Annotated in this window: 23 protein-coding genes; 20 read left to right on the top strand and 3 right to left on the bottom strand. The window is 55.5% G+C overall.

Annotated features, from left to right (window positions below; all coding sequences use genetic code 11):
* Positions 1 to 4 precede the first annotated feature (4 nt).
* From gyrB to P3C50_RS12675, 8 genes are all read left to right on the top strand, one after another.
* Positions 5 to 2,425, top strand: a complete 2,421-nt coding sequence (gyrB, locus tag P3C50_RS12710; protein WP_275546282.1) for a DNA topoisomerase (ATP-hydrolyzing) subunit B — start codon at positions 5 to 7, stop codon at positions 2,423 to 2,425.
* 635 nt (positions 2,426 to 3,060) lie between these two features.
* The gene (locus tag P3C50_RS12705) at positions 3,061 to 4,671 is read left to right on the top strand and encodes a type I restriction-modification system subunit M (RefSeq protein WP_181563349.1); all 1,611 of its coding nucleotides are present in this window, start codon (positions 3,061 to 3,063) and stop codon (positions 4,669 to 4,671) included.
* Between the two features lie 185 nt (positions 4,672 to 4,856).
* Complete coding sequence (locus P3C50_RS12700) at positions 4,857 to 5,927, top strand: restriction endonuclease subunit S (RefSeq protein WP_275546281.1); 1,071 nt, start codon at positions 4,857 to 4,859, stop codon at positions 5,925 to 5,927.
* Positions 5,928 to 5,937: 10 nt separating this feature from the next.
* Positions 5,938 to 6,822 carry an OST-HTH/LOTUS domain-containing protein gene (locus P3C50_RS12695; protein ID WP_181563351.1) on the top strand — a complete coding sequence of 295 codons (885 nt, stop codon included), beginning with the start codon at positions 5,938 to 5,940 and terminating at the stop codon, positions 6,820 to 6,822.
* Between the two features lie 3 nt (positions 6,823 to 6,825).
* Complete coding sequence (locus P3C50_RS12690) at positions 6,826 to 10,110, top strand: type I restriction endonuclease subunit R (protein ID WP_181563352.1); 3,285 nt, start codon at positions 6,826 to 6,828, stop codon at positions 10,108 to 10,110.
* A 13-nt stretch (positions 10,111 to 10,123) separates the two neighbouring features.
* Positions 10,124 to 10,834, top strand: coding sequence for a SprT family zinc-dependent metalloprotease (locus tag P3C50_RS12685; RefSeq protein WP_175252494.1), 711 nt, complete (start codon positions 10,124 to 10,126; stop codon positions 10,832 to 10,834).
* Positions 10,835 to 10,837: 3 nt separating this feature from the next.
* Positions 10,838 to 11,779: a hypothetical protein gene (locus P3C50_RS12680; RefSeq protein WP_181563353.1), complete on the top strand. Its 942-nt coding sequence runs from the start codon at positions 10,838 to 10,840 to the stop codon at positions 11,777 to 11,779.
* A gap of 99 nt (positions 11,780 to 11,878) precedes the next feature.
* A complete protein-coding gene (locus P3C50_RS12675) occupies positions 11,879 to 12,925 on the top strand; it encodes a hypothetical protein (RefSeq protein ID WP_181563354.1) in 1,047 nt (348 codons plus the stop codon).
* A 6-nt stretch (positions 12,926 to 12,931) separates the two neighbouring features.
* Here the strand turns inward: P3C50_RS12675 and P3C50_RS12670 are convergent, their stop codons facing one another.
* Together P3C50_RS12670 and P3C50_RS12665 are read right to left on the bottom strand one after the other, a co-directional pair.
* The gene (locus tag P3C50_RS12670) at positions 12,932 to 13,162 is read right to left on the bottom strand and encodes a hypothetical protein (protein WP_181563355.1); all 231 of its coding nucleotides are present in this window, start codon (positions 13,160 to 13,162) and stop codon (positions 12,932 to 12,934) included.
* A gap of 181 nt (positions 13,163 to 13,343) precedes the next feature.
* Positions 13,344 to 14,339, bottom strand: a complete 996-nt coding sequence (locus P3C50_RS12665; protein WP_275546280.1) for a hypothetical protein — start codon at positions 14,337 to 14,339, stop codon at positions 13,344 to 13,346.
* A 206-nt stretch (positions 14,340 to 14,545) separates the two neighbouring features.
* Here P3C50_RS12665 and P3C50_RS12660 point away from each other — a divergent pair, with 206 nt between their 5' ends.
* The 10 genes from P3C50_RS12660 (at position 14,546) to P3C50_RS12615 (ending at position 22,839) form a co-directional block, all read left to right on the top strand.
* Entirely contained in the window at positions 14,546 to 15,190 is a 645-nt protein-coding gene (locus P3C50_RS12660) for a hypothetical protein (RefSeq protein ID WP_275546279.1), read from the top strand.
* A gap of 1 nt (position 15,191) precedes the next feature.
* Positions 15,192 to 17,147: a transposase gene (locus P3C50_RS12655; protein WP_275546278.1), complete on the top strand. Its 1,956-nt coding sequence runs from the start codon at positions 15,192 to 15,194 to the stop codon at positions 17,145 to 17,147.
* The gene (locus tag P3C50_RS12650; protein ID WP_275546277.1) at positions 17,144 to 18,085 is read left to right on the top strand and encodes a TniB family NTP-binding protein; all 942 of its coding nucleotides are present in this window, start codon (positions 17,144 to 17,146) and stop codon (positions 18,083 to 18,085) included. Before P3C50_RS12655 ends, P3C50_RS12650 begins: the two co-directional genes overlap by 4 nt.
* 11 nt (positions 18,086 to 18,096) lie before the next feature.
* On the top strand, positions 18,097 to 19,974 hold the full coding sequence (locus tag P3C50_RS12645) for a TniQ family protein (RefSeq protein ID WP_275546276.1): 1,878 nt from the start codon (positions 18,097 to 18,099) through the stop codon (positions 19,972 to 19,974).
* On the top strand, positions 19,968 to 20,300 hold the full coding sequence (locus P3C50_RS12640; RefSeq protein ID WP_275546275.1) for a hypothetical protein: 333 nt from the start codon (positions 19,968 to 19,970) through the stop codon (positions 20,298 to 20,300). Before P3C50_RS12645 ends, P3C50_RS12640 begins: the two co-directional genes overlap by 7 nt.
* Before the next feature lie 14 nt (positions 20,301 to 20,314).
* On the top strand, positions 20,315 to 20,725 hold the full coding sequence (locus P3C50_RS12635; RefSeq protein ID WP_275546274.1) for a DUF6957 family protein: 411 nt from the start codon (positions 20,315 to 20,317) through the stop codon (positions 20,723 to 20,725).
* A 2-nt stretch (positions 20,726 to 20,727) separates the two neighbouring features.
* On the top strand, positions 20,728 to 21,126 hold the full coding sequence (locus P3C50_RS12630; RefSeq protein ID WP_275546273.1) for a DUF6957 family protein: 399 nt from the start codon (positions 20,728 to 20,730) through the stop codon (positions 21,124 to 21,126).
* Between the two features lie 82 nt (positions 21,127 to 21,208).
* Positions 21,209 to 21,565: a hypothetical protein gene (locus P3C50_RS12625; RefSeq protein ID WP_179591229.1), complete on the top strand. Its 357-nt coding sequence runs from the start codon at positions 21,209 to 21,211 to the stop codon at positions 21,563 to 21,565.
* A 134-nt stretch (positions 21,566 to 21,699) separates the two neighbouring features.
* On the top strand, positions 21,700 to 21,963 hold the full coding sequence (locus P3C50_RS12620; RefSeq protein ID WP_275546272.1) for a hypothetical protein: 264 nt from the start codon (positions 21,700 to 21,702) through the stop codon (positions 21,961 to 21,963).
* A gap of 102 nt (positions 21,964 to 22,065) precedes the next feature.
* Positions 22,066 to 22,839 carry a hypothetical protein gene (locus P3C50_RS12615; protein WP_179591227.1) on the top strand — a complete coding sequence of 258 codons (774 nt, stop codon included), beginning with the start codon at positions 22,066 to 22,068 and terminating at the stop codon, positions 22,837 to 22,839.
* On the opposite strand, the gene P3C50_RS12610 is transcribed toward P3C50_RS12615, so the two are convergent.
* The gene (locus tag P3C50_RS12610; RefSeq protein ID WP_179591226.1) at positions 22,836 to 23,786 is read right to left on the bottom strand and encodes a hypothetical protein; all 951 of its coding nucleotides are present in this window, start codon (positions 23,784 to 23,786) and stop codon (positions 22,836 to 22,838) included. The two genes, P3C50_RS12615 and P3C50_RS12610, sit on opposite strands and share 4 nt — an antisense overlap.
* 128 nt (positions 23,787 to 23,914) lie before the next feature.
* On the opposite strand from P3C50_RS12610, the gene P3C50_RS12605 reads away from it, so the two are divergent.
* Together P3C50_RS12605 and P3C50_RS12600 are read left to right on the top strand one after the other, a co-directional pair.
* Positions 23,915 to 25,081: a competence protein CoiA family protein gene (locus P3C50_RS12605; protein WP_175252504.1), complete on the top strand. Its 1,167-nt coding sequence runs from the start codon at positions 23,915 to 23,917 to the stop codon at positions 25,079 to 25,081.
* A gap of 220 nt (positions 25,082 to 25,301) precedes the next feature.
* Complete coding sequence (locus tag P3C50_RS12600; RefSeq protein ID WP_275546271.1) at positions 25,302 to 25,700, top strand: hypothetical protein; 399 nt, start codon at positions 25,302 to 25,304, stop codon at positions 25,698 to 25,700.
* Positions 25,701 to 25,778: the final 78 nt, after the last annotated feature.

Genomic DNA, 25,778 nt, shown 5'->3' with positions numbered 1-25,778 from the left:
AGGCATGAGCGAGAACCAAACGTACGATTCCTCCAGCATCAAGGTGCTGAAAGGACTGGACGCCGTACGCAAACGTCCCGGGATGTATATCGGTGACACTGACGATGGTAGCGGTCTGCACCACATGGTGTTCGAGGTGGTCGATAACTCGATCGACGAAGCGCTGGCGGGCTACTGCAGCGAAATCACCATCACCATCCACCCGGATGAGTCGATCAGCGTGCGTGACAACGGCCGTGGTATCCCGGTCGACATGCACAAGGAAGAAGGCGTCTCGGCAGCCGAGGTCATCATGACCGTGCTGCACGCTGGCGGTAAGTTCGATGACAACAGCTACAAGGTGTCCGGCGGCCTGCATGGCGTGGGTGTCTCGGTGGTTAACGCCCTCTCCAAGGAGCTGGTGCTGACCATTCGCCGTAGCGGCAAGATCTGGGAACAGACCTACGTCCACGGTGTACCGCAAGCGCCCCTGACCGCTGTCGGCGACACCGACGGCACCGGCACGCAGATCCACTTCAAACCGTCCGAAGAGACCTTCGCCAATATCCACTTCAGCTGGGACATTCTGGCCAAGCGGCTGCGTGAGCTGTCCTTCCTCAATTCCGGCGTGGGCATCCTGCTGCGTGACGAGCGCACCGGCAAGGAAGAACTGTTCAAGTACGAGGGTGGCCTGAAAGCGTTCGTCGAGTTCCTCAACACCAACAAGACCGTGGTGAACCAGGTATTCCACTTCAATATCCAGCGCGAGGAAGACGGCGTTGGCGTCGAAGTGGCCCTGCAGTGGAACGACAGCTTCAACGAGAACATCCTCTGCTTCACCAACAACATTCCCCAGCGTGACGGTGGTACCCACCTGGCTGGCTTCCGCTCCGCCCTCACCCGTCACCTAAACAACTACATCGAGCAGGAAGGCCTGGCGAAGAAATTCAAGGTCGCCACCACTGGTGATGACGCCCGTGAAGGCCTGACCGCGATCATCTCGGTGAAGGTGCCGGACCCGAAATTCAGCTCGCAGACCAAGGACAAGCTGGTTTCCAGCGAAGTGAAAACCGCGGTCGAGCAGGAAATGGGCAAGTACTTCGCCGACTTCCTGCTGGAAAACCCGAACGAAGCCAAGGCCGTGGTCGGCAAGATGATCGATGCCGCCCGCGCCCGGGAAGCAGCGCGCAAGGCGCGCGAGATGACCCGCCGCAAGGGCGCTCTGGACATCGCCGGCCTGCCCGGCAAACTGGCCGACTGCCAAGAAAAAGACCCGGCGCTGTCCGAACTCTACATAGTGGAGGGTGACTCCGCGGGCGGTTCTGCCAAGCAGGGCCGTAACCGCAAGACCCAGGCGATCCTGCCGCTCAAGGGCAAGATCCTCAACGTCGAGAAGGCGCGCTTCGACAAGATGCTCTCCTCCCAGGAAGTAGGTACGTTGATCACCGCGCTGGGCTGCGGCATTGGGCGTGAGGAGTACAACATCGACAAGCTGCGTTACCACAACATCATCATCATGACCGATGCTGACGTCGACGGTTCGCACATCCGTACCCTGCTGCTGACCTTCTTCTTCCGTCAGTTGCCGGAGCTGATCGAGCGTGGCTACGTCTACATCGCTCAGCCGCCGCTTTACAAGGTCAAGAAAGGCAAGCAGGAGCAGTACATCAAGGACGACGAGGCCATGGACGAATACATGACCCAGTCAGCCCTGGAAGACGCCAGCCTGCACGTCAACGAGAACGCTCCGGGCCTTTCCGGCGGCGCGCTGGAGAAGCTGGTCGGCGAATACCGCCGTGTGATGAAGACCCTGGATCGCCTGTCGCGTGTGTACCCCAAGGAAATCACCGAGCACTTCGTCTACCTGCCGAGCATCGGCCTCGAGCAACTGGCCGACCATGCCGGCATGCAGGCATGGCTGGAGCGCTTCAGCACGCGCCTGAAGGCGATGGAGAAGTCTGGCCAGACCTACACCACCAGCCTTCGCGAAGACCGCGAGCGCCACGTTTGGCTGCCCGAGGTTGAAGTCAAGGCGCACGGCCTGTCCAGCTACACCACCTTCAACCGCGACTTCTTCGCCAGCAATGATTACAAGACCGTCACGACTCTTGGCGATCAGCTGAACAACCTGCTGGAAGAAGGCGCCTACGTGCAGCGTGGCGAGCGCAAGAAGCCAGTGAGCACCTTCAAGGAAGCGCTGGACTGGCTGATGCACGAAAGCACCAAGCGTCACAGCGTGCAGCGATACAAAGGTCTGGGCGAGATGAACCCGGATCAGCTGTGGGAAACCACCATGGACCCGGAAGTGCGCCGCATGCTCAAGGTGACCATCGAGGACGCCATCGCTGCCGACCAGATCTTCAACACCCTGATGGGCGATGCCGTGGAGCCGCGTCGCGACTTTATCGAGTCCAACGCTCTGGCGGTGTCGAATCTGGACTTCTGATGATCTTGTCGACGGGCAGGTTAATTGGCATGATTTAACGAGTTATTGTCATGACAATTTCTGTCACTACCCCGGCCTAGCGCCGGGGTTTTTCTTTGTAGATCAGGCAGTTGGACATAGCCACACAGTCCCGCATAGGTGTGCTGTGTAGTGAAGCTACAAGGAATAGGCGAAAAATCTCGTTTTGGCGTGGGCGAGTTCTGGGAGATTCGGCGGGGCGGATGAATCGCCTCAATTCATGCCAATCAAAATAGCATCGCCCATCAGCAGCCATTCTGACGGGCAGTGCGATGCGACACGCTTGCGGCTTCATTAAAACGAACCGCATGCTGATGTACCTGCCACCCTGCCACCCTGCCACCCTGCCACCCTGCTGTAGGTGGACAAAGTTATTTGCCCATTCGGACAAAGTTAGAGGGTTAGGCCAAAGTTAATGGCTCACTCCCCTCCTGCTGGTAAACCCCGGTTGACTGAAAGGTCTGCCGGGGTTTTGTCATTCAGGGGCGTTTGATTTTTCGGGCTTCAAGTGGCGTCGACTTGTAGAATCGAGCCCACATTTTTCTGATGCGCCCAGCCGGCATGGCAGCAATCGCCAGGTGCTGGGCGTCGCGCTTTGTATAGGGATTGATTTACCCATGGCTGACAAGCTGTCACTCGAAACGCTGGAGTCCTGGCTCTGGGAATCCGCCAACATTCTGCGCGGTTCCATCGACTCCTCCGACTTCAAGAACTACATCTTCGGTCTGCTCTTCCTCAAACGTTACAACGATGTGTTCGAAGAGCGCATTGCCAAGCTGATGAAGGACGAAGGCCTGAGCTTTGGCGATGCTCAGGATGAGATTGAGGATAAATGGGGCAAATTCCCGATTAGTGCCCGTTGGTTCGATCTGATATCTCGCACCGAGAATATTGGTGAAGCCCTCGACAAGGCTTTCGCGACCATCGAGGCCAACAACCCTGAGCTGCAACATGTGTTGACCGCTACGCAGTACGGCGATAAGAGGGTGCTGTCGGATGCCACCTTGCAGCGTCTGCTGCGCCACTTTAACCAGTACAAGCTGGGCAATGACGACCTCTACAAGGCCGACATGCTGGGCGATGCCTACGAGTATCTGATCAAGCAGTTTGCCGATGACGCAGGTAAAAAAGGTGGCGAGTTCTATACGCCCAAGGCCGTGGTGCAATTGGTGGTTGAGCTAATTGACCCGCAGCCCGGCCACAGTGTGTACGACCCAACCTGCGGCAGTGGCGGCATGCTGGTGGAGAGCGCCCACCATGTGTCCAACTTGCCCAATGGAACCTTGATGGGCAAGCCTAATGTTCTGCTGTACGGGCAGGAAAAGAACCTGGGCACCTGGGCCATCGCCAAGCTCAATCTATACCTGCACAACATGCATGCCGAGATTGAACGCGGCGATACGCTGGTCGAGCCCAAGCACCTAGACGGCGATTACCTGAAGACCTTCGACCGGGTGATTGCCAATCCGCCGTTCTCGGCAAAATCCTGGTGGGCACCGTTGGAGCTGAGCAACGAGAACGAGCAAGACAGTGGCAAGAAGCCCAAAGCTCCCAACTACAAGCAGGTCAGTGACCCTTATGGTCGCTTGGTCTATGGCGTCCCGCCACGGAGTTATGCCGACCTCGCCTTTGCTCAGCATATGTTGGCCAGCCTCAAGGCTGATGGCCGCATGGGGGTTATCCTGCCCCATGGCGTGCTATTCCGCAGCGGTGAGGAAGGCAAGATTCGCGAGGGGCTTCTGTTCGGTACAGATGCGGCCAACGGTAATCAGCCTGGCGATCTGATTGAGGCAATCGTCGGCCTCCCGTCTGCCCTGTTCTACAACACCGGTATCCCGGCTTGCGTTTTGATCTTGAACAAGCAGAAACCCGTTGCGCTGAAGGGTAAGGTCATCATCATCGACGGCAGCCGCGACTACCTCGAAGGGAAGGCGCAGAACAGTCTGCGCGCTGAAGACATTACGCGCATTGTGAGCACCCACAAGGCGGCATTTGAGCAGCAAGCTGAGGTCGAAAACTATTGCCGGGTAGTGACACTGGAAGAAGTCCGAAGCAACGACAGTAATCTCAATATTTCCCGCTATATCGACAACGGTGAGACCGAAGAAGTCGTGGATGTGGCCGCCACTTTAGAGCAACTGGCGGCACTCTCTGAGGAGGAGGCACAGGTTGATGCGCGGCTGAACGGCTATCTGGCCGCGCTGGGGCTGTTGGAGGTTGAGGTATGAAGCTGGGGGGTAAGTCTGGCCATCAGCAGCAGGCTACCGCTTCTAAGGATAACTATTCCTCTTGGCAGGTCGTTTCGCTAGCCGAAGTTACCAGGGAGTGTCGGTCACGGAATAACGGCCAACTGGATGACAAGTTACTTTGCGGGGTTCTTAAGTCACACGGTCTTGTTCCGATGAGGGAGCGGGTGAAAGGTGACTCTACCGACCGCTGTAAAGTCGTTGCTCCAAACGCATTTGCATACAACCCTATGCGTTTGAATATCGGATCTATCGCTCGGAACACTGCTGATCGCCGTGTAATGGTCAGTCCTGACTATGTTGTTTTTCATACTGACCCTGAGCGCTTGTTACCGAACTACCTTGACCATGTCCGGCATTCAGGTTTGTGGCGAAGCTATGTTGGCGTTACTGGCGACGGCAGTGTTCGGGTGCGTATCTATTACGATCAACTGTCGCGTTTTCAACTGCCACTTCCCCCACTCCCCGAACAGAAAAAAATAGCCGCCATCCTCACGGCGGTGGATGACAAGTTAGGCGTGATTTCCCGTCAGATTGAAGCTACACAGGCCCTAAGGCAGGGACTGATGCAAACCCTATTCAGTCGGGGTGTGGATAACCAAGACGCTGCCAACTGGCCTGTGGTGCTGCTACAGGATGTCGCGGAAGTTCGCACTGGCGTTGCAAAAGGTAAGAAAGGGTTAAAAGATCCTGTCGAATTGCCATATCTGCGCGTTGCCAATGTGCAGGACGGTCATATCGTTCTCACAGAGGTCAAAACCATTGAGGTTGAGGCGTCCCAAGTTGAACGCTATGCCCTTCGGCGTGGCGATGTATTGATGACTGAAGGTGGCGACTTCAACAAGCTAGGCCGTGGGGATGTTTGGGAGGCTCAGATATCCCCGTGCCTTCATCAGAACCACGTCTTTGCTGTACGACCAGACCCCTCCAAACTGAACTCCTATTACCTCGCGGCGTTAGCGGCGAGTGATTATGGCCGCCAATACTTCCTCTCGTGCGCTAAGCGCACTACGAATCTAGCTAGCATCAACTCATCCCAGTTGAAGAGCTTCCCAGTGCTGTTGCCACCTTTGGATGAGCAAGCGCGTATCGCCGATATTGTGGCCGCCGCCAATGCTCGTATTGAAATACTGGGCACGAAGAAGGCTCACTACCAAACTCTAAAACGCGGCCTGATGCAAAAGCTGCTAACCGGCGAATGGCGGGTCAAGCTCGATAGTCCTACCGGTTCAGCCTGAGTCTTTCTTCATGGACGAAATCACATCCCTGCCCTCAGACCCTGTGTCAGACCTTCAGCGCACCGTGCAGCGCAAGCTAGGGCGCTGCATGTTGCAGTTGCAGCAGTATGAGCGGCTGCTCAAGGCCATGGTGGCCCATAGTGAGTTGAGTGGCCCTCCAGAACGACTTCAGGCGATTCGCGACGAGAAGGTTGCCTTTGCCCATAAGAAGACCTTGGGCACCTTGGTGGGGATGCTGACCGAGAGTTATCTGAAGCTGCCGGATTTAGCTGATGAGCCAGAGCAGGCTGAGCCTAGTGATCAGATATGGATCAGCTTCCGATGCCAGATGGAATTACCTGAGGAGCACTACGCCGAAACCAAGGCTGCGCTCAAGGAGCTGGTCGACCTGCGAAATGAGTTGGTGCACCACTTTCTTCAGCGCTTCGACCTTTGGAGCGTCGATGGCTGTATAGCCGCCGAGGCATACCTTGATGAAAGTTACGAAACCATCGACGGCCATTACCTGACGCTGCGCGATTGGGCCAAATCCATGGATGAAGCTCGCCAGCTCATGGTGTCCTTTATGCAGACCCCGGAGTACAGGGATTTAGTTATCAACGGTATTGGGCCGGATGGCACCGTACACTGGGCTAGCAGCGGTATAACCAATTGCTTGCGTGCAGCGGAAACGAAGCTGGCTCAGGCTGGGTGGACACCTCTTTTCGAAGCCATTCACTGGATAGCCAAGACCTACCCCGAGCAGACGCCCAAGCGCTATGGCTGCGGAAGCTGGCGTCATGTGATCCATGCGTCGCAGCAGTTTGAAATTCGTAAGCAAAGCCAAGCCGATACTGGCGCTACGGTGGTTTGGTATCGCAGTCGTCCGAGGGAAACCTCCAAGGAACAGGAGTAAGCAATGAGCCGGTCACCAGAGAAGGTCGGGGTCGAGCTGCCCGCTATCAACTGGCTGATTAAGTTGGGCTACACCCATTTGCCTGGTACCCAGGTACAGGTTGAGCATCGCCACCTGGCTCCGGTGCTGGATGATGTGTTGCAGGCTCGGCTGCTGAGCCTCAACCCATGGCTGGAGAGCGCCCCCGGTGGTATCAGCGCGGCGTTGATCGAACTGCGTAAGCGCGTCAATGATGAGCTTTTGCTTGCCAACAAAGCGTTCTGGGAACAGGTGGTGCATCGTTCGGATATCCAGGTGAAGGATGTCGAGGGCAAGCCGCGTAGCGTGCGCTTCTTCGATGCTAGTGATGCCAGCAACAACGACTTCCATGTGGTCGATCAGTACGTGGGGCGCAATGCAGACGGGGAAGTTTTCCGCCCTGACCTGCTGTTGTTTGTTAATGGCTTGCCGCTCGCCATCATCGAATGCAAAGCCAGCCATCACCGCCTGGATGAAGCCCTGGGCCAGTTGGATGGCTATCAAAGCACCTTCCCTACCCAGTTTGTGTTCAACCAGGTCTGTGTTGGGTTGAATCGGCGTGAAGGGTTGTATGGCGCTATCCTCACCAAACCTGCCTATTACGCTCGCTATCGGTTGCAGGTGCCGGAGACTGCCGCTGTTGCTGCCCTGTTAGGCGATGCTCCCAGTGAGCAGGAAAATGTGCTGTGGGCATTGTTTGAGCCGAGCCGCTTCCTGCAACTGATCACCCATTTTGTGCTGTTCGAAACCCGCGACGGCAAGACCGTGAAAAAGCTGCCGCGCTATCAACAATGGCGGGCGGTGCGCAAAACGGTGGATCGTTTATGTGCGCCTAAACCCATGGGCGGCGTTGTTTGGCATACCCAAGGCAGCGGCAAGTCACTGACCATGGCCCTGCTCGCGCGCATGCTGCGGGCCGATAGCACGGGGTTAAACAACCCTACCGTGTTGGTGCTGACCGACCGCAAAGACCTCGATAAGCAGATCTTCGACACCTTCCATGCGGTGGGCATCAATGCCATTCAGGCTGTGTCGGTCGATGGCTTGTTGAAGATGCTGTCCAACGACTACGGCAGCGTGTTCACCAGCACCGTGCAGAAGTTCCAGGAGAACGACCAGCCTACTGAGCAGGCCGCTGAGACGCCTGACGAAGAAGATGATGCCCTGCAAGCCACCCGCCACCGGCGGATTCGCGTGGAGAAGGACTTCTTCATCGTGCATGAGCACAATGTCCACCACCTGGCGGTGGATGAGAACGGTGCTCCGATAAAGGCCAAGTGGGAAGAAATCAGCCGGGAGAAGGTGCACTTCCGAGTGCTGAGCACTAAGCCCAACTTCTATGTGCTCGTCGATGAAGCTCACCGTAGTCAGTACGACTTCCTCGCAGCCTTTATGCGCGCCAGTTTGCCCAACGCCAAGTTCATCGCCTTCACCGGTACCCCGCTGCTGCAAGAGGACAAACACACGCTGGGCGAGTTTGGCGGTGGTGAATACATCGACGAATACCGCCTGCATGAAGCGGTAGCGGATGGTGCAACCCTGCCGATCAAATACCAGGATGCCTGGGTGGCGCTGTCAGCCAATTCTGATCTGGATGCCGCGTTCAAAGAGCAGTTCGCCGATCAGAGTGAAGTTCGTCAGCACGAGTTGAAGCGAGAGCTGTTGCGCCGCTGGCGTCAGGCCGGTGACCGCATGGAACAGGTCGCCGAGCATCTGGTCGAGCACTTCCTCAGCAGCGTAAAGGCCAAAGGTTTGAAGGCCATGCTGGTGTGCGATGGCCGCGACATGGCGGTGCGGTACAAGGATCTGCTCGATGCGATCATGGTCGAGCGGGCACAAAAAGGGCTGCCGACCTTTGATAGCAAGGTGGTTATTTCCCTGGCCAGCATCACTTCTTCCCGTACGGGCGCTTCTGCCATGGAAGAGGCGGCAGCGTACGAGATTGAGACCGACAAAATCCGCAGCATCGAGGAGCGGATCAAGGCTGAGGTGAAAGCGGGAAAGCCCCCGGTGGCCATGCCTTCCGAGCAGATCGGCAACTTTGTCAGCAAACTGTTTCCCCTGCCCTACGGGGAAGAGGCTAAGGGGCTGGATGGTAAGCCGCAGGCGAACAATGTTGGGCTGATCATCGTTTCAGACATGCTGCTGACGGGGTGGGATGCCCCGATTGTTGGCACCATGTACCTCGACAAGCCGTTAAAAGAACACACCCTGTTGCAGGCCATCGCACGGGTGAACCGCACCCTGCCCGGCAAAAATGCCGGTTACATCGTGGATTACCACGGGGTGGTCGATCACCTTGATCATGCGCTGAAGATTTATGGCGGCGACGTGAAGCCTTCGCAGGTCTGGGAAGGTGTTGAAACCGAATTGCCAAAACTACAAGCCACACTCGACCGCATCCTCAAGTTGCTGCCGAAAAAGCATGACCCGGTGGCGCAGCGCGAGGCATACAAAGACGACGCCGAGCGTTTCCTTGATCCCGCCACCAGGTTGGACATGGTCGAAGAATTCCTCGACCTGGTGAAACAGTTCAACCGCTCAGTGGACATCATCCTGCCGGATGTACGCGGTGTACCGTTCAAGCCCTATTTCACCCTGCTAGGTGAGATTCGCCTGATGCTGCGCGACAAACTGCCGGGCAGTACCCATAAGGAGCGCATCACCAAGCTGGAGTCTGCACTGCTGCAACAGCTGCTGGATGAGTACATCGCGGCCAGCCCGGCGAAGAGCCTGCTGGGTCATGAGGTGTCGATTCTGGATGCCAGCGATATGGAGCGTTTGAAGAAACTGGCCAGCCCCGGTAGTCGCGCCCTGGTGATGAAAAACCAGCTGAAGCAAACCATCGTTACCGGCAAGGACAAGGATCCAGCATTCTTCGAAAAGATCGCCGAGGAGCTGGAAAAGCTGCTGGAAGAGGAAAAGGCGGGTCGTATTACCCAAGCCAAGTTTCTGGAGCAACTGGAGATGTTCAGCCAGCGTATTCAGGACAAGGACAAAACCGGTTTTGAAAAGCCCGCACACTCGGCGGTGTACCACTACCTTGCCGCACAACTGGCTGAGGACACGGCAAGAGTGGCAACGACCAAGTTGTTCGAAGATGAAATGCTGAACCGTGCGCTGGCGACAGAAAACTGGAAGAAAATGCCAGATACGCACCCTGACTTTCGAGACCACCTGCGCGGGGTATTGATGCCTCTCGCAGGCTGGGAGCGTTCGGTGGCGCGTGATCACGCCAAACGTATCTTCGATATCTTGCTGAAAAACTGAAGCGGCGCCACCCATGCCTGTGTTGAATTACGGCCAAACGGCTATCGAGTGGCACTTCCAGCTCGATAGCAAACTCAAGCGCCATTACGTAACCGTAGAACGGGGGCGGCCTGTGCTATTGCGTGGGCCGCAGGTGGATGAGCTTGAGCAAGAGGCTTTGGTGCTGCGCAGAGCGCGCTGGATTCGAGAAAAGCTGGCCCAGGTGAATCAGCCCCTTGCCCGCGAACCCATCGTGACTGGCAGTCGCCTGCGCTATGCAGGGCGTACCTATTACACCGAAGTTCGTCACGTGCCAGACGCCCTCAAGCCTCGGTTGGCTTTCACTGCATCACGTTTCATCGTTGATAACCCCGAAGGCTTGAGCATTCATCCCGACGCACTGATGCCCTTGCTGGAGCGATTCTATAGGGATCGAGCCCACGAGAAGCTGCCACTACGTGTTCGCCACTGGCAACGAGAGACCGGACTACTGGCTGCGGGTGTACGTATTCGCCATTTTCAAAGCCGTTGGGCAAGCTGCGATGCGAGCCACATCCTGGAGTTTCATCCTCGGGTGATGGAGCTACCGGCCAGCGTGCAGGACTACGTCATCGTCCATGAGCTGTGCCATACGGTGGAAAAGAATCATACCAAGGCCTTTTGGGCGCTTGTGGCCAGCCATATGCCGGATTGGCAGCGGCAGCATCAGGTGTTGGAACAGGCGGTGTTTGGTGATGCGGTGTAGGTGATGAAAATCCCAGTACGAAAGTTAAGTCGTTTTTATGAGAAGACTACACATAGCAATGTGGTTCAGTCCGCTAGAAGATTGATCTTCACCCATTGCTCTCAGTCCATGGAGGAGCTTGGCCGTTATCATGCAGATACCGTCTACAATTTTGGTGGGACAGGTATTCTTATTAAATACCATGAGAAATTCTTTCTGCTGACGGCGCAGCACGTTATAGATGCTCACTACGAGATCGCACAGAATGAATCGCCGTTTTTTACCCATCTTTATTCTGACAGAGGGTGGGCAGGTGCCGAGGATCTTGGGTTTCCAATACGAGGCTGGCGCATAGGGGAATCAATAAAAGAAGATATGCCAAATATCGACATGCAGGATATTGTTTTGGTCGAGCTGGCATCACTCTTCCGTTTTCCAAATACATTCATTGATCTCGACTCTCCCAATGCGCCGAAAGGTGTTCCAGTAAGAAATATATACAAGGGGATGATTCTTGTTGTCTCTGGTTATCCGATAGACGATAACCCGATTGATTACCCTTATGGTGATGATTACAACTGCTCTACGGTGCTCAATAAGCACATCACTTATGGGAGCTGCGATTTCGATGGTTCAACACCTATTCTGCGCTTCCACGGGGAGAAGACGCACGCCATGCTAAATGGTATGAGTGGCGGAATGGTGTCAAACCTGATGCCTAAGGCTAACCAGGTTGAATGGGTAGGAATGATTCAGAAAGCTGGCAACAGTATTATCCATTTCTATCCGGCTTCTTGGATTATTCCGGCTATCAGAAAATATATGGAGGCCAGCCATTACATTATAGATCCAGCGGTTATGCTAACAAATCTAGAGATTGATCTATCCCAAGAAGCAGTTGTTGGGCGAGGAGAATACTATCAGCTCATCAGAAAAATGACGGATACATTCAGGCAAAGAACTTAGCAGGATAGTCTCTACAGCTGATGATGAACGCCAGAAAATAAGAACTTTTAGACAAAACTGAAGCCTAGGTGAGTCCATAACGGCTCAAAGGAATGGACGATGAAGCTTGTTCGGGATGCACGCACTCTGAAAGGCAAGGCTCTTTGCTCTCTCCGTACGGGAATGCAGGCGTTTAATAGCTTCGATGACGATGGGCGTATCACTACGGTACTGCTGCACCTCCAGCATGCTTGCGAGATGTTGCTGAAGGCCGTGCTGGTGCAGAACCAGGCTAAGGTCTTCGACAAAGAGGCGGGGCGTTCGATTAGCTTCGATAAGTGCCTCGGACTCTGCACGGCGCACTTTGGCCTGACGGCTGAGGAAGCCGGTGCAATGCGTGCGATTGATAGCTTGCGGGATGCGGCTCAGCACTGGTTTGTCGTCGTCGCCGAGGATCTGCTGTATCTCAACACACGAGCATTGATCACGGCTTTTGATGCCTATATGCAGCGTGCCCTGGAGGATGCCCTGATAAAGCACATCCCTGCTAGGGTTTTGCCAGTCTCAACCATGCCTCCTGGCGATTTCGAGTTCTTGGTGGATCGCGAATATCGCTTGATCCGGGAGTTGCTGGAGCCTGGTCGGCGGCACCGGGACGAAGCCCGTGCACGGATTCGTTCCCTGCTCGCCATGGAGTCGATTGCCGTGGAAGAGGTTGTTATATCCGAGCGTGACATCGACCGTATTGAGCGGGCCGTGCGTGCAGGACAAGACATCCTTGAGGTCTTTCCTCGACTCTCCACTGTGGGTACGCGCACTGATGGTGAGGGGGTGAACCTGGTCGTTCATTTCTCTAAGAAGGAAGGCGCGCCTGTGCGTTATATCGGCGGCGATGACCCTGCCGACGCGGCGGCAGTGCGTGAGCTGGATCTCCAGAAGAAGTTTTACCTGGGAGCAGCAGAGCTTGCGCAAAAGGTCGGACTTACACAACCCAAGGCTCGGGTGCTGCGAGCTCATTTGGGGATAGATGCGGACGTGACCTGCCGTCACGTCTTCGAGTTCGGATCCACAAAGATTCCGCGCTTTTCGGACAATGCATTTGTACGTATGCGCGAGGCTCTGAACAATCTCGACATCGAGGAACTCTGGCGGGCGCGTCCGCGATAGGCTGGGCTAAAGCTCCACCGTCAGCACCTTAATGCCCACGCCCTCACAAAACCGCCCCACCGCCGTCAGCGAGCGCCAGTGCCGCACCGGTTCGCGCCGTGAGCGCACCGGCAGCCATTTCACCCCGAGGCGCAGCCCCAGGCGCCAGGCCTCGCCTTCACGCAGCACGCGAAATTCTCGTGCAGCCCCGGTCTCGACCAATGCTTGCAACGTCTCCTGCTCGACCGCTCGTTTCATGTCCCCTGCTCTCCTAGCTTCCAGTCACCAGGGATCTGGTATAGCGCAGGGTCGAAGGTCGGTTACCGCCGCAGGCCGAGCGGTCACCGCCCCCGGTTCAGCTGAGGGGGCGCATTCACCATAACGTCCTATTACGCGCAGCGGGCTGTCTCGTCGGGCGTATCGAAAAGGTTTTATTGGCCTACAAATCCAGGTCGGCATCCAGCCTGTCGCGTAACTCTTGATGGGTTGCCGAAGGGGTACTACCAGCCACTCGCCTGCGCTCCTGGACAACCTCACGGTAGCCACGCGTCTTATCTGGCTTCGGTAGCTCCAACACAGTCCGGACAGGTTCGGGCTCAGGTGCTGGCTGCCCATCCAGGGACTCCAGCGTTGAGCGCAAGTCCGCTTCCCCGATCAGGCGTTGTCCGGCGTTGATCCGCTCAATGAGCTGAGCAAAGTGATCTTCGAACAAGACCTGCAAGGCGCCCGTGTCAATAAAGTGCGATAAGAATAGCCAATGGTCATCTGTGTCGTAGGGAGAGCCGCCCCAATACAAACTGAGCTCAGCGAGCCGCTGTAGCACGGGGTTGTCGCTGTCAAAGACAAACCAAAGATCGCGCGCAAGATGACGCTGCGCCAGTGCGTGCTCGTAGAGCTCACGCGCCGTCGTAGCAGGATCTCGCCAGGCGCTTGTCTGGACGCATAGCACCAGACATATCCGTTCACCCAGTGAGTTGTAGATGAAATAGCCGCTTGGAGCCCCTAGCGTCCCCTTCCGACGTACCACGCGTCCCTTATAGCAGTCGAAAGGATGCAATTTTGATGAATCAAAAAAGCGCTCCAATCGGCTGAAGAGCGCCTGAGCCGGTCGCGGGCGCCGGGTCGGCTCGGGGCGTGGTAAGTTGGGCTGTGCATGACCGCGAATCAGCGATTCCAAGTCAGCGAGCTTGATCTGATTGCTCAGCACTGCGTCGAGTAAGTCCGGGGCAGCATTCGGTGCAAGCGACCAGAGCTTAGCCAGGCGTTCCAGCGGGGCGTAACCACATTGGATTCGCTCCCGCTCAATGCTGGGGGTAAGTCCGTCGAGAAATCGGCCTGCTGCTTTAATACGCGCCCAGGTTTTTGGCTTCAGGCCGAGAAGGCCTGCGAGCTCAGGATCGCTCAGCGAACCTGAGCTTACCGTCTTGCTCTGCACGTAAGTGTCGTACCAGCTCGTATCGACGTGCCGTCCCATCGCTGACCTTAATTTGTTGGACTCGAATCTATTGACAAGCCTACCAAGGCTGGTTATTACTGTAAAGGCAATAGATTGGAGGCCAATAAATGCCGGCTAGAAAGAAAAACCAAGCCCCTGTTCGAGATGTCGCAAAGCGCGTACGCCGAGGGCGAAAGGCTTACATCGTGCCGACTGAGCGCAATCCCAGCGGCTTTGTCGCCGGCGAAAGCTTTCTAGAGCGCAATCATTTGCTGCTACTCAGTATTCAAGTCGGCATCACCCGGTTGTGGGATCAGTCGGTGTGCATTGACCTGGACAACGAGACCTTGGTGGATCGTTTGGCCGATTTGCCGAAGCGCGGAGGGAAAACTGCCAGGCGCTATACCGCCGATAGTTCGTACGAGTGTGCGGATGGCCGGCAGGGCGTATGCGAAAGCAAGCCGCGTGAGTTTCTCGATCAGCATGCCGAGAAGCATGCGCTCGCTGAGAAAGTCCTCAACAAATACGGCCAATCTTTCACGACATTGACCGAGGAGCACTTCAGCCCGGTCTTCATCTCCAACCTAGAAAACCTGCTCAAAGCTACGAGTAAAGGGCAGCGGCATCACGCTCAGGTGGCGATTGAAAAGCTCGACCGGGCATTGGCTCAGCAGGGGCGTTGGCTCACCGCTGAGCTCAAAAAGTCAGCTGGCTTGTCGAACGCCGACATCTTTTTTGGCTTAGCTCACGGCGTCTTGCGTGCCGATCTGCGTCAGTCCCTCTTCAGCGATACCAGCTGGGTTGAGGCGGCACATGGCAGCTTGGATCACCTGATCTTCGAGGCGCTGTGATATGGCCGTAGTCAACACCAGCTATATCAGCCCGCGCCGCTACAGGGTCGATGGCATCGTTGCCGGTCGTGATGGCCGGCAATATGTCATTGCCAGCATCCACACGAAGGCTCGTCAGGTCGTGCTGCTTGGCCCGGTGGGGGAGACCTACGTTTATGACAGCGATGAGTTCCGCAATCAGGTTGCGGCGGGTGAGCTCAAACTCGTGGTCTGCAAGCAGAACGCTGAGGGTGTGGAGGAAATCTTCGAGCCCCGTCAGCTTATGGGCAATGAGAGTAAAGCGCTGGATGAGCGGAAGCAGTACATTGATATCGTTCTTAAGTACATTGATAACAGCACTTGGGACTTTATCTATGAGCAGATCAAGAGGGAGTATGGCGGAGTACGTAGAGTTCCATCTCGTCGGACTATCGAGCGCTATTGGCAGATCTATAAACAGGCGCAGTCGTTAAATTGCCTAGCGCCTAAGTTTTCGCAACGAGGCGTGCATCGTGCACTGCGTCTAGATCCCCATATTCAAGACATCGTTCTTAATGTTTTGGAGGAGCAGTACTGCAACAGCTCGTGTTTCAGTGTTAAGGATATTGTCAATTCCATTAACGGTCAATGCGATGCAAAGTCCGCAGAGCTTAATATTGATCTAGGCGGCGTGTCACGACGCACAGTCTGTCGTTTCATTGGCGGATTAAATATCAAAAAGATGAAAGGACGGCTTAACAGGAAAACCTTTCGCTTGATCATGCGTAATGCCTTGCAGTATTTCGATGTGCAAGAGCCTTATGCAAGGGTGGAACTGGACTCAACGGTGCTAGATATTCTGATCGTTGATAGGTTTGGGAATATTATTGGCAGTCCGACGTTATACGCGATGATCGACACTGCGACGCAGACGATTGTTGGGATCTTTTTGACGATTCAACCGGCCAGTCAAGTTGGTGTATTGCAGGCGCTTCAGTTTGCGTTTTCGGCTAAAGGTGAGCCGTTCCGTCAGCAGCATGGCTGTATTCATCCGTGGCCCGCACCAGCAGACATTCGCGTGCTCGTGATGGACAACGGTGCCGACTGTCACGGCCCGATGGTAGTCAAAGCCGCTCGCTACCTATCGATGCAGCTCGAATACTGCATCGCCGGAGCGCCCTATCAGAAGCCATTTATTGAGCGTTTTTTTGGCAGCTTACACACGATGCTAATTAAGAAGTTGCCGGGGGCTAAATACTCGCATGACAAACGCGAAGAGCACGCTCTAGAAAATGCAGAGAAGACAGCCAAGCTCACTCTCGACGAATTAAATTCGATGATTATCCGTTGGATTACGGATGCGTACCATGTTAAGCCGAGCGATCGATTGACCACAAAGTTCGGAAAACCTTGCACGCCGCTCCAGGCCCTCGAAATCCTGAGCCAACAACATGTTCTATTTCCTGCGCCGTCTGTCGAAGAGTTGCAGGAAGCTTGTCGGCATCACCTGGAAGTCAAGCTTAATGTGACGCGTGAAGGTCTTAATTATCTGTGTCAGAAATATCAGAATGAATTTATTTCTTCGCTGTATAAGACCAATGACAAGCAGAAGGTAGATGTTTATGTAAATCCGCTCGATTGTAGTTCGATTCACGTGTTTGATGCGGAGAATAAAACTTGGCTGGTAGTGCCTAATAAGAATCCCTATATGCCGGCGATGAGTTTCGAGCAAGCTAAGTTCTATCGTAGTCAGAACTATCAAACAGATCTTGAGATTTCACGAGCTGAGTATGTGCTGAATCAGCAGGGAATCATCGCAGACGCTAATTCAACGAAGCGCAAAAAGGGTCATATTAATCGTAATCGTAAGGCTGAGCGCGACATCGAGCGTGCGCAGGCGGCGATTACGGCAACAGTTCAGCAGCCAGAAGTCGACGCGCCCGTGGTATCGCCGGATTCCATTCAGACGGTGGTGAAACCCCATCGGAGGAAAAAATGATGCTGGATTCGGCAAAGAAAGTGGTGCGCTCGGAGGGGTTCTTTCATGGCCACCTATTGCGAGCGTATGAACGTGGTCGTGGCGTGATTGAGCAGTCATTCCGGGGGGAGCAACAGATTTTCCCGTTTCAGGGCTGCGCTGGGGTTGGCAAGACCGAGACGATCACGTGTTGGGTGTCTGAATTCCCTCAGCAGCAGACGACGCAAGACAAGGTCACCAAGCCCGTGATCCATGTGACTTGTCCAGTTGAGCCGAACCAGCGGTCAATTGCCTTGAGCATCATTCGCGGCATGCAAGGCCGGGTGCTAAGCAGAAGCAATACGACAGATGTGGTCGATCAGGCTTTACAGCAACTGAAAATCCTTGATGTCAGGACAATCATTTTCGATGAAGTCCAGCGCCTGGCTGAAAACCTCAGTGCTGCGAAAATGAAAATTGCAGTGAACTTCCTGCAATTCATTCTGGATCAGTGTGGCGTCTCCTTGATCTTGGTTGGATTGCCTACGGCTCAGCGCTTTATCAACTGCGATCCATCCTTCCAGCGGCGTTGTTTGGCCACCGAGTTGATCTACCCCTATGCCTGGATCAGTCCGTCGCATCGCCAGGACTTTGCACAAGGGGTTGCGCTGATCGCGGAGGCCTACCGCGAGCAGGGCTGGCAGACCGTACTTGATGACCCGGATGCTCTTAAGTCTCTGTACGCCGCATGCATGGGGCGGTTTGGCGTGCTGATCGATTTTCTCAGTCATGCCGAGAGCGACAATCCCCGCAAACTGATCGACATGAAATGCCTGGCCAAGGCCTACACACACGGCATTAACCATCAGCCCTTCACGGGTAATCCGTTCTCTCCCAAAACCCAGATCACGGAGCAAGAACTTAACGCTGAATACGTCAGGCTGCTTCAGCAAGCGCACTTGCCGATTCCCAAGCTGTAAGGGGCGACATCATGTCTTTTTTTCAGAGTGTCGTTCGCAAGCCTGGTGAAAGCCTCAATTCACTGTTGATGCGCAAAGCCGAGCAAAACGGTTACGGCACGGCGCATGCACTGCTGGTGGATGTGGATCTGACCATGAAGGTCAGCTATTCGCCGGAGGAGCGAGAGCAGCTTCGGGAATGTTTTGAGCTGGCAGAGCATGACCTGATGCCAGCGAGTGCAGGCCAGACTCCTTACCTGGGCCAGAAGGCGTTTTTGCGTAGCCAGTGTTCGCCTGTATGCCCGCAGTGCTTGGCCGCCGAGGGGATGGTGCAGGAGGCCTGGTCTCATGTGCTCGTAACCGCATGCTCAGTACATCAGACAGAGCTGCTTAGCCAGTGTCCTCAATGTGCAGAGCCGATCTGCCTGACACGGCGAGTGTTGATGCATTGTGATTGTGGTTATGACTATCGCCACGCCGTCAGTGAGCCTGCTTCAGCGTTTTCTACGGGGCTTTCTGCCTTTCTAACATATGCGGCTGCTCCAAGCCGGCAGGCCCTACCCGCGCCGCTTAACCAGCTGAACTTTGAACCACTGCTACCCGATTTTCTGGTGACGCTCGCCAAAGCACAGGGGCGCATGACTGACCTGCTTCCACGCAGGTATCGCTTTGGGGCCAGCTCCTCTTTTGAAGATTGTTTGGCGATGGTCAGGCATCTGGAGGCGCTGCTCGGTGACTGGCCACAGCGTTTCGATGCCACCCTGGAAAATCAGCTGTGCAAGGGTGAGGGAGTCAGCTTGGCCGGACGAATTGGTACTTGGTATCGAACGCTTTTCAGTACCTATTCATCGGCGAGTTTTGATTTTGTGCGGGATCGTTTCAAAGCGCAGGTTGCTGAGTATTTCGACGGACGTCTGGGGGTTAGCACGCGCGCTCTGATGTTCGGAGCTGACAACGCAGATGCCATGCAATGGTTCTCTGCCGCTGAAGCTGCACGCCTTCTCGGTGTTGCTCCAGACATCTTGGCAAACCTGGTGATCACCCAAAAAATTGAGGGCAAGGTTCAACAAGAGGGCAAGAGTCGCTTCATTGCTATCCACCGTTCAACGCTTGACCAGAATGCGGCGCAGCGAGCCGCCTATCTCTCTGCGACTGAAGCCCGCCATCGCCTGAATGTCTCTAAGGTTTTCTTTGAGCGTTTTGTACAAGCAGGTGGCTTGCGTCGCTATAAGCGCGATGAGCGACCAACGCTTGTTGCGGGTGAGTTCCGGGTTGCTGACGTCGATCAGCTGATTCAGCAGCTGGCAGGGAGTGTCCGCAAGAAGCCCAGAACAGTGCAATTGATCGGCATTCAAGACATCTCCGCCAAGCACGGTATTGCTAACAGCAAGATCGTGGGGGTGTTGCAAGACATCTTGCAGGGCATTGTGCGGCCTGTGGCGCATGTCAGCTCAATTGCGGGTCTGGCTGGTTTGCAATTCGATAAAACCGAGATTGAACAACGGGTTCGGGACAATGATCCTGACGTTGCCTTGAGCGTTGACGACCTGTCGCGGGTGTCGGGCTGGAAAGCTGGGGTCATCAAGAAGTGGATCCAGGGAGGGTACCTGCAAGCGGTGGAAGAGCGGCATGGCAAAGCCAAGCGCGATGTTGTCCCAGTCTCGGCGTTGATTCAGTTTCTGCTGACATACAGCCCAACAGCCGAGCTATCCAAACAGCTCAATACCAAGACTTTGTATCTGACCCAGTCCTGGCGTCCCGCCAAGATTGAGGTAATCACTCCTCCTCAAGACACAGTGGGTGGGCTCCGAGGTTTATTGGTTCGCAATGCAGATCTAGCGTATGCGGCTCAACTGCGCAAACCCACAATCAGAGATCTCGCTGAACAGCTTGAGGGTTCGACATGCTGACTCTCTTGAAGAAAGCCAGACTGGCTGATGCCCTGCTCGATGACTACGAGGAAGTGATCACTGGTTACATCGTCGATGCGCAGATCGTCGCGGGCTGTTTGGTCGGTGCCGCATACAAAGCGTGCGGTTATGCCAAAGGCGAGCATCTGATCTCCGGAAGCATCATTGAAGTCATCGAATACGACAGGCGCTGGCTGGTTAAAACCCGAGAGCTCGAATGCCTGGTTATCGTGAACTTTGCGCCTGGAGGTCGTCGGGCGCTGCTTCATCTGATCAATCTTTTTGAAACTGCACAGCTGGCGAAATCGCGCTGGTGTCTGCATTGAACGGGGGGATCGATATGGATGAGCAGACTGCTCGACAGGCACTGCTAGATGCACCGGGCACCGTGATGCTCGGCCATACCCCCGCGGGCGAAACCATCCTGGCCCTGCTCGACGAGCATTTTCCAGGGCGGCAGTTTTGCTTGGTACGCAACTGGATCTGGATCGACCTCGATCTTCCGGATGACGTCCGCGAAGAGATGAGCCGTATGCAGCTTCAGCCGGTCATGCTGTATGGGGATGTTCTGATAGACAGCTTGGGTCGGTTTGAAGGGGGCGATTGGCTGCGCAGTACGCCCTTAGTGTCATTCAGCCAAGGCTGTTTATTCGAAACGCGCGACACGGTTCACGTCTTGCTCGGGCACGGCCTGCGCAAGCGCGCAGAGCTCAGTGCCATGGTGAAAATCTTCAGGGCGGAGGGGGACTGACCGTGGACGAACTCAATGCAATCACCGAATTGCTATATAGCCCTGGCGAGCCAATGAGTGGCTCACCTATGACCGACGAGCAAGCCCTGGCTTATGCGCGAGAGCATTGCTGGCGTACGGAGTTTTGCCTTGTACGACAGTGGCTGTGGATCGACCTGAATGTTGCCGAAGCGCAGTGCATCGAGCTGGCAAAGACTCAGCGCCAACCCGCAATCATCTACGCCCACACCGTCATTTACGACTCTGCCCGCCGGTGGGACGTGGGCGATTTTGTCCGCACCTCGCCACTCTATCGCTTTGATGAAGGCTTCCTCTTCAAAACGCTGAACTCCACCTACGTGCTGCTCGGCGATGGGCAGCGCAAGCGCGCCGCCCTGGAAACCGTTGGCCGCATTTTCTGAGGGGGTTGTGGCCAGGTCAGGGGGATTCGAACCGGGCTTCGCATAACACGCTTTCTGTTGCGCTATTGCGCGGGGAGGATGGATGGCAGAGCTATCACGCTACGCAGCGAGAAAGTTGGCTCAGGCGCGGCGAATTTGTTTTGGGCGCCCAGTGACCGCGTACATCACTAATGCGCAGATCATTGCACGGGCCGGATTTGGCGTGATGCACGATCACATCAAAGCTGATGCATGGGGTCGCTTTAGTGACGGCCATCGAGTACGAACTTCAGATGTCATGCGTACTGAGCGTATTGATGGTTTCTATGTGCTGCATACCCGCAGTGGAAGTCTATACGTGATCGTCACGTTCGATCCTGACGGGGGCCGACAGTCTTTAGATGCATACAACGCGATTAGCCCGGCTGATCTCCATCTCACCCATGATCGATTGCAGTGATGAAGCGCTGCTAAGGGGTCGGAATTTTCTTATCAAACCGGTTAATGAAGCCCCGAGCAACGGTGGCGCTATGGATCTTGCCGTGTCCATGAGTCGCCAAATCTAAACAGTGCGAGGGATCATCGGAGGCGCTTATGTGGGAGCAAGTTGATCGAGACAAACTGTTTGCCGAAGTCTGGGCCGAGCTGGTGCAATCGGTGGCCAAGCGCTACGGGCTGTCGGACGTTGGCTTGAAGAAGCTGTGCAGTCGCTTGCAGATCCCCACGCCACCCCGAGGCCACTGGGCCAAGTTGAAAGCGGGCAAAGCGGTAACCGCCCCACCAACGTTGCCGGTGTTCAAAGGGAATCCTCGCCACCTTCACCGCTTTGTGGCGCAACCGGTCAAGCCGGCTGGATAGGCGCCACCGCTGGATGAGCGTCTGTTGCCAGTAGTGGCGTTTGAGCGTGACCCCGCCAATCACATCCGGGTACCGAGCCGGGGTACGCACTGGCACCCACTGGTGGCGGCTACCCGCGATGCCTTCAACAGTGGCTACAAAGACAACCGAGGGATACCGATTCCGGGTGGTCGGGGATTCGATATCGCCGTCTCGGTTGGTCAGCGCAAGCGGGCATTTCGGGTGCTGAATACCCTGGTCAAAGCCTTGGAAACACGTGGTTACAGCCTGCGTCCTGGTGATCGGCACATGCAGGTCGAGATGTTTGGTAGCCACTTCACGCTAGGTATCTATGAGCCTACGAAGCGCTCTAACTATGTCCCTACGGAGAAAGAGCTGGCGGCCAAAAGTCGTGGCGAACATAGCTATTGGCCGCGCTATCAGTACACCCCGTCGGGAACGCTCGAAATCCGTTGCGGCGATGGCCACGACGCGGTGGTCAAAGACACGGTGCGGCAACCCATCGAGGAGCAGCTCAATCTGGCGGTGGAGGTGATGGCTAGGCGGGCGATCAGCAGGCTTCGCTACCAGGAAGAGCAGGAGCGTTTGGCGGCGATCCGCGAAAAGCGGCGCCAGGAGGCTCTGGCGCAGCAAGCGATTCAGGACGCTGAAAAGCAGAAGCTGGCAAAGCTGATTGCAGATGCGCAGCGCTGGCAACAGGCGGAAACCATCCGTGCGTTTTTACACGCCCAAGAAGTCGATGCCCTTGAAGCAGGTGCCTTGTCCGATCAGCAGCAGATGTTTCTGGCCTGGGCTCGGGCTAAAGCGGACTGGCTGGATCCGCTGGTGGCGCAGCCGGACGCGATTCTGGATCAGAAGATAAAGATTCCTTACTAATCCTTCTCTTCAGGCATGGGTGGGCCGAGGTACGCGCCACGCAAGGTCATCCGGTCAAAGCTGTAGACGTGGGCATGTGGGCTTTCGACGCAGCGACCTACCAGTGGGAGTTTCTGGTCTGGCTTGCCGGGTTGGAGCTCTATGGTGCTACCGCAAACAGGACAGTCAGCCGAAAAGCGCACCAGGCGCGTCCAGCGGTAATTTTCATGCCGGAACATCTCCAGCTCGCAGCTGGTTTCTTTGAACGCGGACACCCAGTTAGGTGCTTTCACGACGCAGTCATCAATCACTTTGAACCAAGGTGAGTAGCCCTCGCGCCAGATGAATACAAATCCTGCCAGGCTGAGGCATAGGGTGATGAGGCTTCCCATCGTAATGGGCCCCTCACGTAGGCTCAGGCTCAGCAGCATGATTCCGAGTAGAGCAACCCAGAATGTACTGCCCAGAAGGATTGAGCTCAGAAAGCTGATGCCTCTGACACTCAGGTTGCGCATTTCACCACCACTCAGGAACAGGCGAGCCGCGAGCGATGGTTTGATTGCGCCCTTGGCGGAACGTCGGTAGATGATTGATGAGGCGGGTTCTACTTCAGGCGTTTTCTCTTCGTCATCTTGGGGTTCCAGTTCCAGCCAATACAGGCTGACCACCCCCCTGCCGCCACCTGGCGTATAGCCAAGTTGCAGGCGCGGCTCATCTGATTCTGACTGGGCCAGCTTCAGGGTGCGCCGCAGGATCGAGATTTTCGGTACCCAATCCTTAGGGTCTGAGTCTTTCTCCGCAGCATTACCGCAGCCGGCGAGCAGAGTCTTAGCCTCAAAGGTCAGTTTCTCTTGGTTGTCAGGGCGGGCAAGACAGCTATTGGTCATGAACAGCAGGATCTCGTAGGCCCGTCCGCGCGAGGGGTTCTCTGTGAGGTGATGCTTTAGACGCTGAAGAGCTTCGAACATGCAATTCCCTATGCTTATGATTTTTAAGGATTTAAAACCTGGATTTCCGGAATACGGCCATATCTGGAGGTTTTTTCTGCCGCGTATTTTCAGTCTTGAGACCTTCTTAACTCCAGCGGAAAAGTCTCATGACCATGACGATTGCAGTAGATGTCAGTGGCCGAGTTGTTTCGATTAACGAAGTAGTACGCGGTCTGGCTTGTGGCTGTCGGTGCATTGAATGCAATGAGGTCGTTGTTGCTCGCCAAGGGCTACAGCGGATGCACCATTTTTCCCATGCCTCACATAAAGCGCCCTGTGAGGTCACGCCAGAAAGCTTTCTGCACCGATACGCCAAGCAGGTGGTGGGAGAAAGCTTAGGCTTGCAGCTGCCTCCGCAGCCGGGGCATCGCCCAGATTCTGAAGACAAGAGTTCTTGGTGGGATTTTGAATCCGTCAAAGAAGAACCCTGGATGGGAGATTTCAGGCCCGACCTTGCTGCTGAGCTGATGGATGGCCCGTTATTGATTGAGTTCGCCTGCACCTCGTTTGTTGATGAGGAGAAACTGGCGCGGATCAAGCAGTTGGGCATTCGCACCGTCGAGATCGACTTGAGCGGTTTGGTCGTAACGCCCTCATCTGATGGTTTGCTGGAGATAAAAAGATCCATCCTGCATGACGCGACCTTAAAGCAGTGGCTCTACCCGCTCCCGGAAATCGTTGTTGGCGGCGATATGTTGCTGCCTGTTGATAGCGGCGTTCAGCAGGAGTCCAGCGTGCACTTGCCTGAGCGGCAGCGGTTCACGATTCAGGGCTTTTGGGTCGATCTGCGGGTGCTTGAGTTCGGCTCTGTGGTAGTGCGCTCTGTGGCGTACAGTCCGGCTATCGCGGAGCTGCTCAAGCGACTGTCGCGCCGATACGCAGGTCGCTATGTGGCCAAGTACAAGAACTGGATGTTTCCTGCGTGGACAAGGTCTGCGCTTCAGGATGAGCTTAAGGCACTGGCTGATGGTGATAGCCCTGGTTTGAGTAGAGCGGTTGATCCGTCTTCACGGGTACTAGAGGCGTCGTTCACGACTGAGAGTCAGCCGGACGTGAATGGTTACCTCGATGCGCGACTCATCCTCCGGCACTACCGTACAGGGCTTGCTCCTGGATGCCTGCCTTGCGGCGAATTCAAGGCTCGGCACTATGGCATTGGGTTGGACTGTGATGCGTTGGAAGATTTCTTCCGGGCCAGTGGCGTTGAGCTTCTTGGTGTGGAGGTGATTCGGATAGCTGGTAAGGCTGATTTCGTTTACGTATTGCGTCGATGATTTGATCGCCTCTGGTGGGAGGGATAACTACATCCTGGGTCAGACCGCTGCTTCAGCCGGGATCTGAGGCCTTGGCCAATGGTGCCTAACTGGTCTCAGGCGCTCACTAAGTTATAGTGGCGTCCGTCCATTCTCTCTTGGCCTGCGCTGCTGTAGAGAGGGGTGATCATCGAGTTTTGATAGAAATTCTGGATGCCAAACAGCCAAGGAGACTAGGTGGTTGATTGCTGATGTTGAGCGTTTTCTGCGGGAAAACCCAGGCACTAAAGCTAAGGACATCGCCAAGCATCTTGGGGTGGCTAAAGGGGAGGTCAATTCTCTTCTTTATAAGAGTCCTGATACGTTCGCCCAAGATGCTGACCATCGGTGGTCGGTGGTGAAGACTGTGCTGACCATTGTCCTTAAAAAGGAGGCGTGGGTGGACAGCTCTTCCTTTGAGGATGTGCTGGCTGCTGTTGGGTCGCCCTTGGATTCCGCCTGCACAGGCGCAGTGTTCGTTGTGCCCGAGGGCTGCAAGATCATGATTGATGCTGCGGCGCGAATGCTTGCGCTATGCAATCAGCTCGTGATCGGCGATTTTCAAGGTAGTTGTCGCGTGAGCGTGTCACGCTGCCTTTGATGTTTGCTGCAGTACCGCTTCCCGCTCCGGGTTCAGGCACACGATTGGTGCCAGCACCCAGTTCCTGATGTTGCCGCT

The sequence above is a fragment of the Pseudomonas sp. Marseille-Q0931 genome (assembly GCF_940789645.1).
Lineage (GTDB): Bacteria > Pseudomonadota > Gammaproteobacteria > Pseudomonadales > Pseudomonadaceae > Aquipseudomonas.
Note: the sequence above shows the minus strand (reverse complement) of the source record. Positions and strands in the feature narration are given on the sequence as shown.